Genomic DNA, 16,424 nt, shown 5'->3' on the forward strand with positions numbered 1-16,424 from the left:
TGCACTATTTAAGCTAAGCCTAAGCCTATTATAATGGAAAGTTTTCAATTAATCGTAAAGGATTTTTATGAACACAAATAATAAAAATAAAAACGCTTCTCATCTCACTCATGAAATGAAAAAGGAACACGGAGGTCTTATAGAAGCAGGCAAAAAAGCTGAAATGCAACCAATCTTTAAAGCACTATATCATGTAGCTAAAGAAGAATCTGAAGGATATAAAAAAGCGGCTGAAGGATATAAAAAAGCGCTTGAAGCAAAAGAAAGGATGGATAAAATCGTAAATGATCTAAAAACAATCAACCATGACAATAACACAATAGACATAGAACCCGAAGATTAAGAGGACTAAGCAACCAATAGTTCTTTTTAAAAGTATTATTTAAAAGTATTATAAAGAGCTTATGGCTTGGTATATCAAAACTAGCCTTTTTTATTATCAAAATACCTGCGATTTTAGCCGCTATCAACCACGCTACAAGGCTGCCTTTATATTGTTGTTAGGCTTCAGACGCATGCAATAAAACCTGATGATGATTGTTAATCTGTGATCTTTAATTTTTAACGCAACAAAGCCTAAAAGCCTTAAAAAATCATTCCTCCTATAAACCCTTTAATTTTTTCTAGCATGGCGTTTTCATTGTTTAAATTTTCTTCTATGATTTTGACTAACGCTGAGCCGCAAATCACGCCATCAGCGCCCATACCTTTAGCGTTTGTGATGTGTTCTTTTTTAGAAATGCCAAAGCCCAGTAAGGCTGGGGTGGGGCTAAAGGCTTTTAAGGTTTTGATGATCGCGCTTGCATCGTTCTCTAGAGCATGGCTTATCCCTGTAACCCCACTCCTGGCTAAAGTGTAGATATAGCCTTGCGAATGCGTAGCGACTTGTTCTAAATCTTTAACGCTCGCATTAGGGCTGGCGATAAAGATCTGCTTGATTTGGTGTTTTTGAGCGGATTTGATGACTAATTCTTTCTCTATTAGGGGCATATCCGCTATTAAAACGCTATCCACGCCGCATTCTTTGATTTGAGCGTAAAAGCCATCAACGCCGTAAGAAAAAATGAGATTCGCATACGCTAAAAGCCCTATGGGAATGTGGGGATTGTAATCTCTGACCGCCCTTAAAAGCTGGAAATTTTTAGCCATGCTAGCGTGTTTTAACGCCCTTAAATGGCTCGCTTGTATGGTAACGCCATCCGCTACAGGATCAGAAAAAGCAAAACCCAATTCTAAAGCGTTCACCCCGCTATCAATTAGGGTTTTAATGATTTCAAAACTCCATTCATAATTGGGATCGCCCAAGGTTACAAACGGGATAAACGCCATTTTTTCTTGTTTTTTTAAGGTTTCAAACATGTTTTGATACCTCATTTTAAACCTCCTTTAAAGCGTTATAAACGGTGTTTAAATCCTTATCCCCCCGACCGCTTAAATTCACTACGATGATACTTTCTTCTTCTTTTTGAGCGAGTTTTAAGGCATACGCTAAGGCGTGTGAGCTTTCTAGTGCTGGGATAATGCCTTCTTTTTGGCACAACAACCTGAAGGCTTCTAACGCTTCAGCATCGCTTGCGCTTTCATAAACTGCACGCTTACTCTCTTTTAAATAGCTGTGTTCTGGCCCCACCCCTGGATAATCAAGCCCGGCGCTAATGCTGTGGCTTTCTGCAATCTGGCCTTCATCATCTTGTAAAAGATAGGTTTTATTCCCATGCAAAATCCCCACACGCCCCTTATTCAAAGTCGCCCCATGCTTATTGGTTTCTAGCCCTAATCCGGCCGGCTCTACGCCTATGAGTTTCACTTCTTTATCGTTTAAAAACGCGCTGAATATCCCTATAGCGTTAGACCCCCCTCCAACGCATGCGATCACATAATCAGGCAAGCGGTTTTCTTTTTCTAAAATTTGGCTTTTAACCTCATCGCCTATCATTTTTTGAAAGGTTTTAACCATTGTGGGGTAAGGGTGCGGCCCGGCGGCTGTGCCTAGTAAATAATGCGTGTCCTTGTAACTGCTCGCCCAATCTCTTAAGGCCTCATTCACGGCGTCTTTAAGCGTCGCGCTCCCTGAATTAACTTCTCTCACTTCAGCGCCCAATAAGCGCATTCTAAAAACATTCATTTCTTGGCGTTTGATGTCTTTTTCTCCCATAAAAATCACGCATTTTAAACCCAATAACGCGCAAGCGATAGCCGTCGCCACGCCATGCTGCCCAGCGCCCGTTTCAGCAATGATCCTTGTTTTACCCATTTTTTTCGCTAAAAGGGCTTGCCCTAAGGCTTGATTAGTCTTGTGTGCCCCGCCATGGATTAAATCCTCTCGTTTTAAATAAAGCTTGACTTTAGGGTTAGAAACGATGTTTTGACACAAGGTTAAAGGGCTAGGACGGCCCACAAAATCTTTTAAAAGATGAAAATATTCTTTTTGGAATTTTTCATCTTTCAAACATGCATCAAACGCCTGTTCTAACTCTCTTAATGCAGGCACTAACAATTCTGAAACAAAACTCCCTCCAAACTCCCCAAAATACGCTTTTTTATTCATTTAATACTCTCTTAAAATTCGGGCTAATCGCTTGATTTTATCCTTATTTTTAATCCCGGGGCTTATTTCTAAACCTGAATTGAAATCCAACCCCAACGCTTTAATTTTCAAGGCTTCTTGAATATTATCCAAATTAAGCCCCCCAGCTAACATGAAAGGCGTTTTGACATTTTCTAAAATACCCCAATCAAAACTCACGCCATTGCCTCCCATTTTATCCCCCTTAGTGTCGTATAAGATTAGAGAGGCCTCTTTAGTTTTAGGTGCTAAATCTTTAGCGTTCATCACGCTTATTACTTGCCAGATCGCGCAAGTTTTAGGGAACGATTTTTTTAATTGAGCGATTTCTTTTTGCGAATAGCCATAAAGCTGCACCGCTTTTAAATCAAGTTTTTTAACGATTTTTGCGATTTTTTTGATTTTATCTTTCACAAACACGCCCACAAAATCCAGTTTTTTAACCGCTTTTGTGATTTTTAGGGCTTTTTTAGGCTTGATGTATCGGGGCGAAGATTTTTCAAAAATCAAACCCCCATAAATAAAATGGTTTTTATAAACGGCTTTAGCGTCTTTAATCCTTGTAAGCCCGCACACTTTATTTTCGCCTAAAATCAATTTAATACACGCTTTTTTCAAATCTTTTTCTTTCATTAAAGAGCTGCCCACTAAAAAGCCATTCACATAGGGAGCTAGGGCTTTGATTTGCACATGCGAATAAATACCGGACTCACTGATAATGAGCGCGTCTTTAGGCAAAAGGGGGCGTAATTTGAGCGTGTTGTTGATGTCGGTTGCTAGGGTGTGCAAATCCCTATTATTGATGCCTATAATGTCGTATTGGAGTTTGAGCAAGCGTTTGATTTCTTGCTTATTGGAAACTTCAGTTAACACGCTCATGTTTAAGGATTTGGCGAGATTGAAAAGCTCTAAATAATTCTTATCATCTAACACGCTTAACATTAAAAGCACCGCATTAGCCCCCATCATTCTAGCGAGTTTGATTTGAAAAGCATCAATGATAAAATCTTTACACAAAATGGGCTTGGTGAAATGCTGCGAGACAATTTTAATGTTTTTATAAGAGCCTAAAAAATATTTAGAATCAGCTAAAACTGAAACACAAGAGGCGAATTTTTCATAAGTCTTGGCTATTTTTAACAGATCAAAATCTTTTCTGATCAAACCTTTAGAGGGCGATGCTTTTTTGCATTCTAAAATAAAGCTTGTCTTTTTTTCTAGTAACGCTTTTTTAAAATCCCTGTCGCTTGGGGTTATGTTTGCGGGCAAGGTGTGATTTTTTTTGAGTGCAGAAACTTCTAAGAGTTTGTCTTTAAGGATGTTTTCTAACACGCTAGGCATGGCTTAGCCTTATGATTTTTTGCAAATGCGTATAAGGCGCTTTGGTTTTTAAATGCTCTAAAGTCATGCCCACACCCTCTTTTAAATCTTTAGCTTTATGGCTTAAATACAACAAACTCGCCACATTCGCCACAACCACCATCGTGTGCGAATTTTTGCCTTTATTTTCTAAAATATCTAAACACGCTTGAGTGCTTTCTTTGGCGTTTCCAATCTGTAATTCTTTCAAATCATAGGGGGGTAAATCAAAATCTTTAGCGCTCAAGTCATACTCTAAAATTTCGTTATTTTTCAATTCACACGCATGCGTAATGTCATGCAACACGATTTCATCTGTCCCCCCTCCATTAACCACCATCGCCCTTTTAACGCCTAAAGCCTTCAATGCTAGCGCCATAGTCTTACACAAGGATCTGTCATACACGCCTAAAAGCTGGATTTTTGGCCTTAAGGGGTTGATTAAAGGCCCTAAGCAATTGAAAATCGTTTTAGTGAAAAGCTCTTTTCTTAAAGGGGCGGATTTTTTAAAACTTTGATGGTATAAAGGCGCGAATAAAAACCCAAAATGCGTTTGTTTGAAGCAATTCTCTAATTGCGTGGGGTTCATTTCAATATTCACGCCCAAATTTTCTAACAAATCCGCGCTCCCGCTATGACTGGACACGCTCCTTGATCCATGTTTAGCCATAGATAACCCCATAGAGCTGGCAATGAGCGCAGCAATCGTGCTGACATTGATCGTTTTTAACCCATCGCCCCCTGTGCCACAATTGTCTATTAAATCCAAGCCGCTGTTAAAAGGCTTAGGGGCATGCTCTAAAAGCGTGGTTGCAGCAACGCTAATCTCCTTAAAGCTCTCGCCCTTGATTTTTAAAGCGCACAAAATGGCCCCAAGTTGCGCTGGGCTTACTTTTTCGTGGATAATGAGAGTGAATAACTTTTTGACTTCTTCATCGCTTAAGTCTTTTTGATGATACAGAGCGTTTAAAATCTCTTTCATGATAACCCTCTTAAAAACCCCACGCTTCGCTCTAACAACGCCCTCCCTTGTAAAGTCATGATGCTTTCAGGGTGGAATTGGTAAGCTAGGATCTTATCTTCTTCATTGACAATAGCCATAGGGATATTGTCATGCTCGGCGATCACTTCTAAATTTTTAGGCAACCCGCTCGCCATTAAAGAATGGTAACGCCCCACCACCATGCTTTCCCCTAAACCTTTAAAAACGGCATGCTTTTTGAGTGCGATAGTGGTCGCTTTGCCATGCACGATTTCTTTGCTCCTTATGATTTTAGCCCCATAGCTTTGCGCTAAAGCCTGCAAGCCCAAACAAACCCCTAAAATAGGGAATTTCTTTTTAGCCATTGCAATGATTTCTAAAAGATTGCCTGAATTACTAGGGTTACTAGGCCCGGGTGAAATGAACAATAAGGGGGTTTTTGATTCTTCATGCATCAAGCCCATAAGATAACTCGGATCAATATCGTTTTGATAAACGGCCACTTCATAACCCAAACACTCTAATTCATACACCAAATTATAAGAGAAAGAATCAAAATTGTCTATAAAAAAGATTTTCATAAGCTTGTTTTCCTGATCGCATCAATAAGGGCTTGCGCTTTGGCTCTTGTTTCATTCGCTTCGTTTTGCGGCACGCTGTCTAACACGATGCCAGCTCCTGCTTGGATCACCGCCTTATTGTTTTTGACAAAACATGAACGGATAGTGATGCAAGAATCCATAGAACCCTCGCTGTTTAAATACCCCACACTCCCCCCATAAGAGCCTCTCCTTTGCTTTTCTAATTGGTAAATGAGCTTGATCGCAGAGATTTTAGGCGCACCGCTGAGCGTGCCAGCGTTCATAAAACTCCTATAAGCATGCAAACTATCGCACCCTTTTTTCAATTCCCCCACAACCCTTGAGACTAAATGCATGACATTGGAATATTTATCCACCTTTAAAAGCTTGTCGCAATAGCGTTTTTTTGAAACTCTGGCCATGTCGTTTCTGGCTAAATCCACTAGCATGATGTGTTCAGCCCTTTCTTTATAGTCGTGTTGCAAATCAAATTCCATTTTACTATCTAAATCGTAATCAATATTGCCTTGCTTGTCCTTGCCCCTTAAACGGGTGCCAGCAATGGGATAAATTTCAGCCGTATTCATTAGGGCGTTGTATTTTAAAGCGCTCTCAGGGCTTGCCCCAAAAAGGATAAAATCGCTGTCTTTAATATAGAACATATAAGGGCTAGGGTTAGAGAGTTTTAAATGATAATACGCGCTCAAACCCTCCAAGCACTCCATGTAAAAACTGCGCGACAACACCGCTTGAAAAATCTCGCCTTTTTTGATTTCTTCTTGTAAGGATAGCACCTTTTTTTCAAACTCGCTATCATCGCAACTAACGCTAACTCCTGTGCTTTGCTTAGCTTTTTTAGGGATAAAATCGCCTTTGATGTTTTTAGCCAATTCTTTTAAATCCTGTAATTCTTTAGCTATCTCTGTTTTAAAGCGTTCATCAAAACACGCCCCCAAGATTTCAGCGCTTTTTTCTTTATGGTCTATGATGATCAAATTTTGCGCGACATAAAAAATAAAGTCATGCGCGGTGTTGTCTTGTGCTTTTAAGTTAGGTAAATCTTCAAAAAAATTGAGCATTTCAAAAGAAAAAACGCCCGCACTTAAAAGCATAAAAGGGTGTTTGGGTTTTGTTTTAACGCTTTTAAAAAGCCCCCTTAAAGCGTCAAAAGGGCTAGGCTCAAAGAGTTTTAAAAACTCATCTTGCGTTTTTTTATTTTTGGTATAAATTAAGGTTAGGGCATTGTCCTGTATAGGCGTTTTAAAAAACGCACTCAATGTTTGCAAAAACGCCCCGCCATTAGGCGTCAGGCTAGTGATAGTTACGATATTGTGGTTGCAAACTAGCTTCAAACAGGCTTTAGCCATTAATAGGGATTTGGTGTGCGCTTTGCTCTCAATCTCAGCGCTTTCAAAAAGCAAGGTGTGCTCGCGCTCTAATTGTTCATAAAGAGCTAGGGGGTAGGGAATATAAGGGGCTTTTTCTATGAGACTGATCATCAATTTCTTTATATTAAAAATAAACTCGTATTCTACAAGAAATAGATAAATGGGCAATAAATTAATATCCCTATTAGAGTTTGCAAGGGCTAATCTAACTTAAACTCAAATTGGATTTCTCAAGGCTCAATTTATGAGGAAATTAGAAATTTTAATTAGGAATGCGAAAAACCACTTTAATCAGATTAAACTTTTGAGTATTGTTAAGGTTGCTTGTGTGGCGCTTGTTGTCGTTATCTTTCTTGCATGTGGCAAGAAAGATTGGGTGCGATAAATTCAATAATATTCTCGCTTTCTTTTTTGATGTCAATCAAACCCATATCGTTTGAGCCATTAGGCGGGGTGATGCCTAAAAAACGCTCATTAAAAGGCCGCCATCTGGTAATAGAGGCGCTGAGTTCGTTAGGATAAAACCCAATAGATTGGTTGTCAAATAAAGCGTTCACATGCAAAGGGCCTGAAGCGTTCCCGATATAGACGGACAAATTCGCGCACAATTTGGCTAAATCCACTAAACTATGGCTCGTATCATAGAGATGAGCGAAAGGGACTTTTTTAAGGAGTTCTTCTGTGGCTTTCCTCTCGCCTGGCCCGCAAATAAGAATGATCTCACAACTTAAATTGTTGTGTAAACAATCAATCAGTTTGATAAAGTGTGAAGCAGGCAATACGGGCGAACTGCCTCCGCTATGCATATGCACGCCAATCCACAATAGATCAACATTAGCGTTGAGTTTTGAAGCGATGATGGATCGCTCTTTGGATTTGTCTTTAAGCTTCCATGCGATTTTTTTAAATTGAGCGTTAGGGAGGTTGTGATCTTTACAAAACGCATGGATTAAGTCCAAATTGTATTCGTATTCGGTTTTTAAGCATAACGATCGGCTTTGGCGCACGCTCTTTTGATAAAGCCAAGAATAGATTTTAGTCTTTGGGGCTAGGATGTAAGGAATAAATTTTCTCAAACTAAAAGCGAGTCTGGCGTTTTTAAAATTAGAAAATAAAAAGATAAGAGCGTCAATGGATTTGCGTTTGAGAGTGGCGCTCAAATGGTTATCTTCTATAATGACTTCATCAATGAAAGGGAATTCTAAAGCGATTGGGGTGGTATAGCTAGGCACAACCACGCCCAAATACACTTCTTTGCCTTTTTCTAAAAAAGCATGCTTGAGAGCGATTAAAGCGGGTATGGCTAAAATAAAATCGCCTAACTTATCGTTACGGATCACAAAAACTTTTTGAGAGTTTTCTTTATCTTTGCATTTTAAATCTTCAAACCCTACAAAATCCATAGCTCCGCCTAAGAGATCAAATTTTTTGTCATGTTAGCAAAAATCGTTCTTATGCGATGGATAAATTTTATTTTTTATTTTGCCATGCTTTTATAGGCTCATCTTCCCATGTGCCATAAAGAGAGTTGGGTAAAATAATCCATTCTGTGCCGAATTTTTGAGCGTTTTGCAAGACTTTGGCTTGTTGTTCTTGGCTGTTTTTAGCGTCTTTAGCAAAAAGCGCGTCAAAATCATGCAAAGTGTCGCCCACTTGTAAAACAATCTCATAATCCTTAGCGACTAACTCCCGCCTAACGGCTTTAGGCTTACCTTTTTCCTTTAATAAAACAGATTCTTCACTCACTTGGGGGAGCTTAAAGCTTTTGAGCGTTTTTAAAGTGAATGCCTTATTTTTTTGGGTGCGGTTAGAAATGTAAAAAATCTTAACGCCCTTAGAATTAGCGTATTCTAAAAAGTCTAGCGCTCCAGGAATGAGCGAAAGAGAGCCTTCTTTTTCAAATTTATCCCAAGTTTCTGGGGTGTATTTAATGCAGTTTTTGACTAAATAGCCCGCATAATCAAAAGTGTTCAAAACGGTTTCATCTAAATCCAAGATGACGGCTGGCTTTTTGTCTTTAACGAGCTTGAGGTTATTGTCTAGGGCCATTTTTGCCATTTTGTAACTTTGCAATTGCAAGGCTCTAATCTCAGCGCTTTGCTGATGATACTTAACGCTTCTTGTTATCGGCGAAACGCACTCTTTAGTGTCTAACACACTCATCAAACTCAATCCTAATAAAACTGATGCAAGGGTCTTTTTTACCATAACAACACCTACCTAATGGAGATTTTCTGTATTATACCTTAAAACAGACGATTAGGAGTATTTTACCATTAACCAATTTGTTGTATAGTTGGCGTTTTTAATTCAAAATGAAGCGAGGAAACAATGAAAAAAGCGTTAATGTTCACCCTTTTAGGCGTTAGTTTGGCGTTTGCAAAACCTTATACGATTGATAAGGCAAACTCTAGCGTGTGGTTTGAGGTTAAGCACTTCACATTCAATGAAACAAGAGGTGCGTTTGATAATTTTGATGGCAAAATTGATCTAGAGCCTAACACTAAAACGCTCAGCGTTTTTGAAGGCAATATTGATGTGAAAAGCGTCAATACTAGGGACAGAAAAAGAGATAACCATTTGAAAACAGCAGACTTTTTTGATGTGGTGAAATACCCCAAAGGGAGCTTTAAAATGACCAAATACGAAGATGGTAAAATCTATGGGGATTTGACTCTTCGTGGCGTAACTAAGCCTGTCGTGTTAGAAGCCAAAATCCAAGCCCCCTTACAAAACCCCATGAATAAAAAAGAATTCATGGTGTTACAAGCTGAAGGCAAAATCAACCGCAAGGATTTTGGTATCGGTAAAACCTTTAGCGATGCTGTCGTTGGAGATGAGGTAAAGATTGAGCTCAAACTAGAAGCTTACGCCCAATAATCGTTTTGCAAGAGATAGATATTTTCTTCTCTTGCGTTTTTCTAACAGCACAAAAACTTTTATTCAACTTTGATACGCCATATCCCAAAACAGATATTCGTATTCGCTTGTAGTGATAAAAATCTCCTTTAATTTTTCAATTTCTTGTTTTGAAGAAGCGAGTGTGAGGGAATCAAGCAAGTTGATATTCCAATTTACGCACGCTTGAAATTCTTTGGAACTATAGCCCTTAATCCAATGCCCATAAAAGGCATGTTCTAAAGCGTTGGGGATTTGGCTTAAATTTTGCGCGATCACCAAATAGCTCCAACCACAAGATAGAACAGCCGCCGCAACTTCTTTGATAGAACCCTTAAACCCTTCAGCGAGCATGTAGCTTGTATAGGATTTATTCGCTAGAGTGGGGCGCGCGTTTTGCAATTCTTTTGGAGTGATTTGAAGTTCTCTAATGTAATGGTTATGGATACTCATCTCGTTATTTAAAATGTCTTGTATAGCGTTAGAAAACTCCCTCATCACCGCTTCATCACAAGCCTTAACTACGCCCAAAGCAAACACCTTAGCGTATTCTAAAAGGAACAAATAATCCTGAATGATATAAAAACGGAATTTATCTCTTTCTAAAGTCCCACGCCCGATGCCTTGAACAAACGGATGGGAAATACAACCTCCCCAAATAGATCGCGCATTTTCATACAGATATTGTGAAACTTGCATTTTTACACTCCTAAAATCAATTCAACACGCATTCTAACACGAAAGCTCACAAATATGGTATAAAAATTTGTTTTTAAAAGATTTGTGAGTAAGCCCTGCTATCTAAAATTGAACGATATATCAAAATATCTGTGATTTTGAATAGCGGTTAATGATATTATAGGGCTTGTATTGCCTTTATGTTGTTTAAGATTGGCTATCCTTTGTAATCATAAAAAGGTTAATTCCATCTCACTCTGTAGGTTTTTATTTTTAGAAGTTTTTATTATGGGAACTTGTAGTATGGCACTTACAAGATAGGAGTCAATCTTAGATGCATGGTTTCAAACCTATTACAGAGCGAGATGGAATTAACCTTACTATTTATGGTTGGTTTAATCTCTGTATGAAGTCATATCGGCTGAAACTCAAAATAGTTTAGCATAAAAATAAAAAAGCGTCTAATATATTCAAAATAGGCGTTCAATTTTTAAGCGGTTGGTGTAAAAACGCAATTAAAGGCTTTAATGCTTGAAACTTAACGCTCTAAAACGCTTAAAAAATACTAAAACCATAAAACCAATGATTTACCTTAATCCTGTAATTTGTGAATAAACAAAACATCTACTTATCTTTTTTGTGATCTTTTGCTGATCTGTAACAATTTTCTTAATGCGATTGTGGTATAAATATCTCATCAAGGTGTGCAAAACATGTTTTGAATCTCAATTGATGAAAGGATTTGTTATGAGTGGATTAAGAACATTCAGTTGTGTAGTGGTTTTATGCGGTGCAATGGCTAATGTGGCTATAGCTAGTCCTAAAATAGAGGCAAGGGGTGAATTAGGCAAACTTATAGGGGGTGGTGTTGGGGGTTTTGTTGGTGATAAAATTGGAGGAGCAATTGGGGTTCCTGGAGGTCCAGTGGGTATTGGATTAGGGAGATTTCTTGGTAGCACAGCAGGAGGATATATTGGGTCTGAAATAGGCGATAGGGTAGAAGATTTTATCCGTGGCGTTGATAGAGAGCCACAAACCCCAAGAGAACCCACCTATGATCGTCATTTCGTGTATGATAGGTAGCTTTGGGCAAGAAAGGAGAGAGCATGAATATCAAAAATCGTTTGAGCGACTGGGAATATCAATGGGCAGTGGCCATAGTCTATGCGGGATGCATATCCACATTCCTTATAGCCTAGGCGTTGTCGATCCACTTTTTAGCCCTAAAGATAGTTATTATGCATGGCTAACGCTTTTAATAGCAACCCTATTGTCTAACCTTTTATTTGACCCACGAGGTAGGGATTGTTATAAATCTTTCCAAGTAAGATACCCTAGGTTTCTCAAAGCCATTTTTAAGGCTAGGTTTTTTGGCGCGTTTCATGACGCTGTGTTAGGGGCAAGACTGAGGGATTTTTATATGGCGCTTTTAACGATGCCCTTTATTGCCGCTATCCATGAAATTTCAGCGTATTGCGGGCATCCTAGCAATCTCCTTATAGAGGGTTTGGTTATGCTTGGCTTTCTTGTGTGTTTTGGGATTTGTTCTAGGCTTTGCGCTAAATTAGGGTGGTGATTCAACCCAAATAGCATTAAATGGAGGGGGGAGTAAAAAAATTAAAGAAATTTTAAAGCGCGTTCTCACTGATTTGTGTTACAATAAGGAGCATTTAAGGGGTGCTTTTTAAAACGCTCAAGTTTTAAAAGGCTGAGATCAAACCCGTAGAACTTGTCAAGGTAATTCTTGCGTAAGGAAATAACATGTTAATAACCACCCAACTATCCAAACGATTTTACGCCACGCTCATTCTTTCTTGCGTGTTTTTAACCATCACTAATATCCTTGTCAAAGGCTCGTTTATCAATCTTTTAGCGGGGCTTAGTGGGGTTTTGTATGCGTTTTTTGCCGGAGAAAGGCAAACGATTTGCTTTGTGTTTGGTCTTGTTTATAATTTGAGTTACGCTTATGTCGCTTATCAGTGGAAATTAAACGCTGATGTGATTTTATGCCTTTTTTTGTATATGCCGGTAACGATTTATGGGCTGTTCGCATGGAAAAAGACAGAGCAGCATGAAGGCGTTATCAAGGCTCAAAAACTTCCCAAAAGTTGGCGTTTTGCGCTCGTTTTAGGCGTAGGGGTTTTAACTTATGTGAGCGCTTTGTTTTTTAAAGAGATTAAAACGAATTTTTTATGGGCAGAGAGTTTTAATTTCGTCATCTTTATTATTGCTTTTATTTTACAGGTTTTGCGTTATATGGAGAGTTATGTTTTAATGACTTTGGGGAATATCGTGTCCATTATCGTGTGGTTTTGTATTTTCCAAATTTCTACAGAGAGCTTGGTGCAACTCTTCACAACGATCCTATACCTTTTTATTGGCTTGTATTATTTTAACCGTTGGAATAAGTCATGCAAGCAGTGATTTTAGCGAATGGGGAGTTTCCTAAATCCCAAAAATGCTTAGACCTTTTAAAAAACGCCCCCTTTTTAATCGCATGCGATGGGGCTGTTATATCATTGCATGCACTTCAATTCAAACCCAGCGTTGTTATAGGCGATCTAGATAGCATTGATTCGCATTTGAAAGCCTTGTATAACCCTATATGCGTGAGCGAACAAAACAGCAACGATTTGTCCAAAGCCTTTTTTTATGCTTTGAATAGGGGCTGTGATGACTTTATTTTTTTAGGGTTGAATGGCAAGCGAGAAGATCACGCTTTAGCGAACACTTTTTTATTGTTGGAGTATTTTAAATTTTGCAAAAAAATCCAAGCCATAAGCGACTATGGTCTTTTTAGGGTGTTAGAAACCCCTTTTACTTTGCCCAGTTTTAAAGGGGAGCAAATCTCGCTTTTTAGCTTGGATCTTAAAGCCCAATTCACTTCTAAAAACCTCAAATACCCCTTAAAAAACTTGCGTTTAAAAACGCTCTTTTCTGGCTCGCTCAATGAAGCTACAGATAGTTTTTTTAGCCTTAACTCTGAACCTAAATCGGTGGTGTTGGTGTATCAAAAGTTCTTATGAGCGGGTTTTATTAGGCGAATTTTTGTCTGTATATTACGCCAAGTTAAGGAGCATTTGAGAAAGTGGGCATAGAGGGTTCATCATTTTTTAACAAAACCATCACAAAGCGGCCAAATCAAACCATATCTAGCATGTCTAAAAACACAATCCATCTAACTCAATCTTTATAGTAGTTGGATTTCTTAAAATCATCAAACCAATTAGAAATCCCAATAAAAATGCAAGAAACACCGCTCAATTAAAGGGTGGGATAGAAGCGAGTTTTGAGTTTATTTTAATTTTTTAAAAAATGGGGTTTTAGTTGCTTGATTTTTGCAGTTTGAAGGTTATCGCTCAACTAACGCCAAGCTCTTTTATATTTTGAGAAAACGCTTTTTAGCATTTTTTAAATTTTATAATTAACGCTCAACAAAACAAGACCAAAGCTTTTAAGTGCTTCTTTTGAAAAGATAAAATCAAAGCGATACTAACCAAGACTAAAATCTTGGCTAGCAGCCCGTCAAATTTCACACAAATTCAATGGTGGCTAGAGTGGAAGCGTCCCCTCTTCTAAAAGTGGTGCGTTGGATCCTGGTGTATCCGCCATTCCTTTGCGCGTATTTGGGCGCGATTTCAGTTACAAGCTTGTGGGTGGCTTCTTTGTTTTGCAAATATGCAAAAACATGGCGGTGCGCATTAAAATCGCCCACACGAGCCGCTGTCGTTAATTTCTCAATGTAACTGCGCAATTCCTTAGCCTTATAAATCCCTGTTTCAATTTTGTTATGCTCAATCAAAGCGATCGCTAAATTTTTTAATAACGCCTTTCTGTGCGAGCTGGTTCTCCCAAGCTTGCGGTATCCGTGTTTGTGTCTCATCAGTCGTTACCTCCTTTATCTTCTAATTTTTCTAATCTTTTCTTTAAACTTTCTCTTTGTTCAGGGCTTAATTCTGTGCCTACCGGATAGCCCAAATCATTCAATTTTTCAGCGATTTCATCATAGGATTTTTTACCCATGTTTTTCACGCCCTTAAGCTCTTCTTCGCTCATCAACACGAGTTCGCCCACATACTTGATGCCGATTTTATCCAAGCAATTAAAACACCTAGCGCTCAAATTCATGCTTTCAATTTTAGCGCTCAAGTCTTTAGCGTCATCTCTTTGGGCGTAATCGCCTGAATACTCCGTGTTAGCAATGGGCCTTTCGCCAAAAACGCCTAGTTGCTTGCTCATCACTTTCACCGCTGATAAAAACGCTTTATAAGGGTCAATCTGCCCATCTGTTTCAATATCAAAAATGATTTTTTCATAGTTGGGATCGCCCTCAACCAAAACATTTTCAATCTCATAAACGACCTTTTTAATCGGCGTGAAAGAGCCGTCTAATGGCATGTAGCCCTCAGGCATCAATTCCCTTGTGTTTTCGCTTGGGACATACCCCATTCCTTTATAGATAATGAGCGAAAAATTCAATTGAGCGTCTTCGTTGATTGTCGCTAGGGGCATTTCCGGATTGACGATTTCTATATGCTCAGAATTCAAATCCCTAGCCCTAAGCTCCATAGGCCCTTTAAAAGAATAATCCACCACAACCGATTGGTTTTCTAAAGAGCTATCCTGCCCCACTAACGCCTTGGCTATAAAGCGGATATTCTTTAAATTCATGATAAAAAGCGACACATCTTCAGTAACTCCCCTTAATGAGTCAAACTCATGATGTGCACCTTCAATCTTTAAACCTACAGGAGCATACCCCACAGAGCTTAAAAGCAAAAGCCTTCTAATAGGATGAGCGAGCGTAACAGCGTAACCAAACTCAAATGGAGCCAGAGAAATCTTAACCCGATTGCCCTCTTTCTCTAGCACCTTAATTTCTGATGGGATCAAAGGTGCTGTTTTGATAACTTTCATGCTCTAACCCCTTACTTAGAATACAATTCTACAATGAGTCTTTCTTCAATAGGGACAACCACTTCTTCTCTTTCAGGGTAGCGGGTGAAGATGCCGTATTTTTTATCTTTTTCCACATCAATCCATGGCACAATCCCTGTTTGAGCTGTCAATTCCATCGCACGCACCACTTGAGGGTTGCTCTTGGTTTTTTCTTTGATCTCAATTTTTTGCCCTGAACGCACGAAATAAGAGGGAATATCCAAACGCTTACCATCCACAAGCACATGCCCATGCGTTACTAATTGCCTAGCAGAGCTTCTAGTGGTCGCAAACCCCATGCGATAGACGACATTGTCCAATCTTCTCTCAATCAAGCGGATAAGGTTTTCACCCGTATTGCCGTCCAAGCGATTGGCTTCCACAAAAATACTCCTGAATTGCTTTTCAGAAATGCCATACATCATTTTAGCTTTTTGCTTTTCTTTCAATTGCAACCCGTAATCAGAAGTCTTAGCGCGTCTTTGCCCATGCTGGCCTGGCCCATAAGCCCTTTTATCTAGCGCGCTCTTCCCACTCAATCGCCTTTCACCTTTTAAGGCTAAAGAAACCCCAAAACGCCTTTCTAGTCTTTCTACTGCGCCTCTATATCTTGCCATAAAGCCTCCTTACACTCTTCTTCTTTTAGGGGGTCTGCAACCATTATGAGGGAGTGGGGTGATGTCTTTAATCCAAAGCACTTTAACGCCCTCTGTTGCGCCCACGCTCTTAATAGCGGTCTCACGCCCACTGCCTGGCCCTTGAACCTTAATGCCCACTTCTTTAACGCCATGCTCTTTAGCCTTGCTTAGAGCGCTTTCTACAGCTTGTTGGGCCGCATAAGGGGTGGATTTTTTAGAGCCTTTAAACCCTAAACCGCCCGCCGTGCTCCAGCAAATCACATTGCCCATTTCATCAGTGATAGTGATGTTGGTATTATTAAAGGTCGCTGAAATATAAACAACCCCTCTAGCAATATTCTTTTTGACTACTTTCTTTTTAGCCGCTACATTTCTCTTAGCCATTAAATCATCATC

18 protein-coding genes and 1 pseudogene are annotated in these 16,424 nt (G+C 39.2%); 6 read left to right on the forward strand and 13 right to left on the reverse strand.

From position 1 onward, the window contains the following. The first annotated feature begins 67 nt into the window (after positions 1–67). On the forward strand, positions 68–343 hold the full coding sequence (locus EXS92_RS04315) for a hypothetical protein (protein ID WP_021175450.1): 276 nt from the start codon (positions 68–70) through the stop codon (positions 341–343). 242 nt (positions 344–585) lie between these two features. Here the strand turns inward: EXS92_RS04315 and trpA are convergent, their stop codons facing one another. From trpA to EXS92_RS04355, 8 genes are all read right to left on the reverse strand, one after another. Continuing rightward, positions 586–1,374 (reverse strand): tryptophan synthase subunit alpha, encoded by a 789-nt coding sequence (gene trpA, locus EXS92_RS04320; protein WP_021175451.1) that lies wholly within the window; start codon positions 1,372–1,374, stop codon positions 586–588. 1 nt (position 1,375) lies between these two features. Next, positions 1,376–2,548, reverse strand: a complete 1,173-nt coding sequence (trpB, locus tag EXS92_RS04325; RefSeq protein ID WP_165515685.1) for a tryptophan synthase subunit beta — start codon at positions 2,546–2,548, stop codon at positions 1,376–1,378. Continuing rightward, on the reverse strand, positions 2,549–3,907 hold the full coding sequence (trpCF, locus tag EXS92_RS04330) for a bifunctional indole-3-glycerol-phosphate synthase TrpC/phosphoribosylanthranilate isomerase TrpF (protein WP_165515686.1): 1,359 nt from the start codon (positions 3,905–3,907) through the stop codon (positions 2,549–2,551). It lies immediately after the preceding gene. Then, positions 3,900–4,907 carry an anthranilate phosphoribosyltransferase gene (gene trpD, locus EXS92_RS04335; protein ID WP_165515687.1) on the reverse strand — a complete coding sequence of 336 codons (1,008 nt, stop codon included), beginning with the start codon at positions 4,905–4,907 and terminating at the stop codon, positions 3,900–3,902. The genes trpCF and trpD overlap by 8 nt, the downstream gene beginning before the upstream one ends. Next, positions 4,904–5,488 (reverse strand): aminodeoxychorismate/anthranilate synthase component II, encoded by a 585-nt coding sequence (locus EXS92_RS04340; protein ID WP_165515688.1) that lies wholly within the window; start codon positions 5,486–5,488, stop codon positions 4,904–4,906. Before EXS92_RS04340 ends, trpD begins: the two co-directional genes overlap by 4 nt. Next, positions 5,485–6,987 carry an anthranilate synthase component I gene (gene trpE / locus EXS92_RS04345; protein WP_165515689.1) on the reverse strand — a complete coding sequence of 501 codons (1,503 nt, stop codon included), beginning with the start codon at positions 6,985–6,987 and terminating at the stop codon, positions 5,485–5,487. Before trpE ends, EXS92_RS04340 begins: the two co-directional genes overlap by 4 nt. 233 nt (positions 6,988–7,220) lie before the next feature. Beyond that, positions 7,221–8,279, reverse strand: a complete 1,059-nt coding sequence (locus EXS92_RS04350) for a glycosyltransferase family 9 protein (RefSeq protein WP_165515690.1) — start codon at positions 8,277–8,279, stop codon at positions 7,221–7,223. Between the two features lie 67 nt (positions 8,280–8,346). Then, positions 8,347–9,084: a 5'-nucleotidase, lipoprotein e(P4) family gene (locus EXS92_RS04355; protein ID WP_165515691.1), complete on the reverse strand. Its 738-nt coding sequence runs from the start codon at positions 9,082–9,084 to the stop codon at positions 8,347–8,349. Positions 9,085–9,207: 123 nt separating this feature from the next. Here EXS92_RS04355 and EXS92_RS04360 point away from each other — a divergent pair, with 123 nt between their 5' ends. After that, positions 9,208–9,756, forward strand: coding sequence for a YceI family protein (locus EXS92_RS04360; RefSeq protein WP_097696189.1), 549 nt, complete (start codon positions 9,208–9,210; stop codon positions 9,754–9,756). A gap of 63 nt (positions 9,757–9,819) precedes the next feature. Here EXS92_RS04360 and tenA read toward each other — a convergent pair whose 3' ends face one another. Further along, positions 9,820–10,473 carry a thiaminase II gene (gene tenA, locus EXS92_RS04365; protein WP_165515692.1) on the reverse strand — a complete coding sequence of 218 codons (654 nt, stop codon included), beginning with the start codon at positions 10,471–10,473 and terminating at the stop codon, positions 9,820–9,822. 726 nt (positions 10,474–11,199) lie between these two features. On the opposite strand from tenA, the gene EXS92_RS04370 reads away from it, so the two are divergent. The 4 genes and pseudogenes from EXS92_RS04370 (at position 11,200) to EXS92_RS04385 (ending at position 13,478) form a co-directional block, all read left to right on the forward strand. Next, positions 11,200–11,535: a pantothenate kinase gene (locus EXS92_RS04370; protein WP_207633379.1), complete on the forward strand. Its 336-nt coding sequence runs from the start codon at positions 11,200–11,202 to the stop codon at positions 11,533–11,535. Between the two features lie 23 nt (positions 11,536–11,558). After that, positions 11,559–12,028: pseudogene (locus tag EXS92_RS04375) on the forward strand (hypothetical protein). A 185-nt stretch (positions 12,029–12,213) separates the two neighbouring features. After that, entirely contained in the window at positions 12,214–12,876 is a 663-nt protein-coding gene (gene pnuC, locus EXS92_RS04380; protein ID WP_165515694.1) for a nicotinamide riboside transporter PnuC, read from the forward strand. After that, positions 12,864–13,478 (forward strand): thiamine diphosphokinase, encoded by a 615-nt coding sequence (locus tag EXS92_RS04385; protein WP_165515695.1) that lies wholly within the window; start codon positions 12,864–12,866, stop codon positions 13,476–13,478. The genes pnuC and EXS92_RS04385 overlap by 13 nt, the downstream gene beginning before the upstream one ends. A 506-nt stretch (positions 13,479–13,984) precedes the next feature. On the opposite strand, the gene rplQ is transcribed toward EXS92_RS04385, so the two are convergent. From rplQ to rpsK, 4 genes are read right to left on the reverse strand one after another with little or no spacing between them, the layout of a single operon-like run. After that, the gene (rplQ, locus tag EXS92_RS04390; RefSeq protein WP_001216119.1) at positions 13,985–14,335 is read right to left on the reverse strand and encodes a 50S ribosomal protein L17; all 351 of its coding nucleotides are present in this window, start codon (positions 14,333–14,335) and stop codon (positions 13,985–13,987) included. Beyond that, positions 14,335–15,369, reverse strand: coding sequence for a DNA-directed RNA polymerase subunit alpha (locus EXS92_RS04395; RefSeq protein ID WP_165515696.1), 1,035 nt, complete (start codon positions 15,367–15,369; stop codon positions 14,335–14,337). Before EXS92_RS04395 ends, rplQ begins: the two co-directional genes overlap by 1 nt. Before the next feature lie 11 nt (positions 15,370–15,380). After that, positions 15,381–16,007, reverse strand: a complete 627-nt coding sequence (gene rpsD, locus EXS92_RS04400; RefSeq protein WP_000135247.1) for a 30S ribosomal protein S4 — start codon at positions 16,005–16,007, stop codon at positions 15,381–15,383. 9 nt (positions 16,008–16,016) lie between these two features. Then, positions 16,017–16,412 carry a 30S ribosomal protein S11 gene (rpsK, locus tag EXS92_RS04405; RefSeq protein ID WP_001129277.1) on the reverse strand — a complete coding sequence of 132 codons (396 nt, stop codon included), beginning with the start codon at positions 16,410–16,412 and terminating at the stop codon, positions 16,017–16,019. Positions 16,413–16,424 lie beyond the last annotated feature (12 nt).

Source organism: Helicobacter pylori, assembly GCF_011175115.1.
GTDB lineage: Bacteria > Campylobacterota > Campylobacteria > Campylobacterales > Helicobacteraceae > Helicobacter > Helicobacter pylori_DF.

Coding starts and splice junctions, on each gene's coding strand:
- EXS92_RS04315 (WP_021175450.1), top strand. CDS start 68: ATGAACACAAATAATAAAAATAAAAACGCTTCTCATCTCACTCATGAA.
- trpA (WP_021175451.1), bottom strand. CDS start 1,374: ATGAGGTATCAAAACATGTTTGAAACCTTAAAAAAACAAGAAAAAATG.
- trpB (WP_165515685.1), bottom strand. CDS start 2,548: ATGAATAAAAAAGCGTATTTTGGGGAGTTTGGAGGGAGTTTTGTTTCA.
- trpCF (WP_165515686.1), bottom strand. CDS start 3,907: ATGCCTAGCGTGTTAGAAAACATCCTTAAAGACAAACTCTTAGAAGTT.
- trpD (WP_165515687.1), bottom strand. CDS start 4,907: ATGAAAGAGATTTTAAACGCTCTGTATCATCAAAAAGACTTAAGCGAT.
- EXS92_RS04340 (WP_165515688.1), bottom strand. CDS start 5,488: ATGAAAATCTTTTTTATAGACAATTTTGATTCTTTCTCTTATAATTTG.
- trpE (WP_165515689.1), bottom strand. CDS start 6,987: ATGATCAGTCTCATAGAAAAAGCCCCTTATATTCCCTACCCCCTAGCT.
- EXS92_RS04350 (WP_165515690.1), bottom strand. CDS start 8,279: ATGGATTTTGTAGGGTTTGAAGATTTAAAATGCAAAGATAAAGAAAAC.
- EXS92_RS04355 (WP_165515691.1), bottom strand. CDS start 9,084: ATGGTAAAAAAGACCCTTGCATCAGTTTTATTAGGATTGAGTTTGATG.
- EXS92_RS04360 (WP_097696189.1), top strand. CDS start 9,208: ATGAAAAAAGCGTTAATGTTCACCCTTTTAGGCGTTAGTTTGGCGTTT.
- tenA (WP_165515692.1), bottom strand. CDS start 10,473: ATGCAAGTTTCACAATATCTGTATGAAAATGCGCGATCTATTTGGGGA.
- EXS92_RS04370 (WP_207633379.1), top strand. CDS start 11,200: ATGAGTGGATTAAGAACATTCAGTTGTGTAGTGGTTTTATGCGGTGCA.
- pnuC (WP_165515694.1), top strand. CDS start 12,214: ATGTTAATAACCACCCAACTATCCAAACGATTTTACGCCACGCTCATT.
- EXS92_RS04385 (WP_165515695.1), top strand. CDS start 12,864: ATGCAAGCAGTGATTTTAGCGAATGGGGAGTTTCCTAAATCCCAAAAA.
- rplQ (WP_001216119.1), bottom strand. CDS start 14,335: ATGAGACACAAACACGGATACCGCAAGCTTGGGAGAACCAGCTCGCAC.
- EXS92_RS04395 (WP_165515696.1), bottom strand. CDS start 15,369: ATGAAAGTTATCAAAACAGCACCTTTGATCCCATCAGAAATTAAGGTG.
- rpsD (WP_000135247.1), bottom strand. CDS start 16,007: ATGGCAAGATATAGAGGCGCAGTAGAAAGACTAGAAAGGCGTTTTGGG.
- rpsK (WP_001129277.1), bottom strand. CDS start 16,412: ATGGCTAAGAGAAATGTAGCGGCTAAAAAGAAAGTAGTCAAAAAGAAT.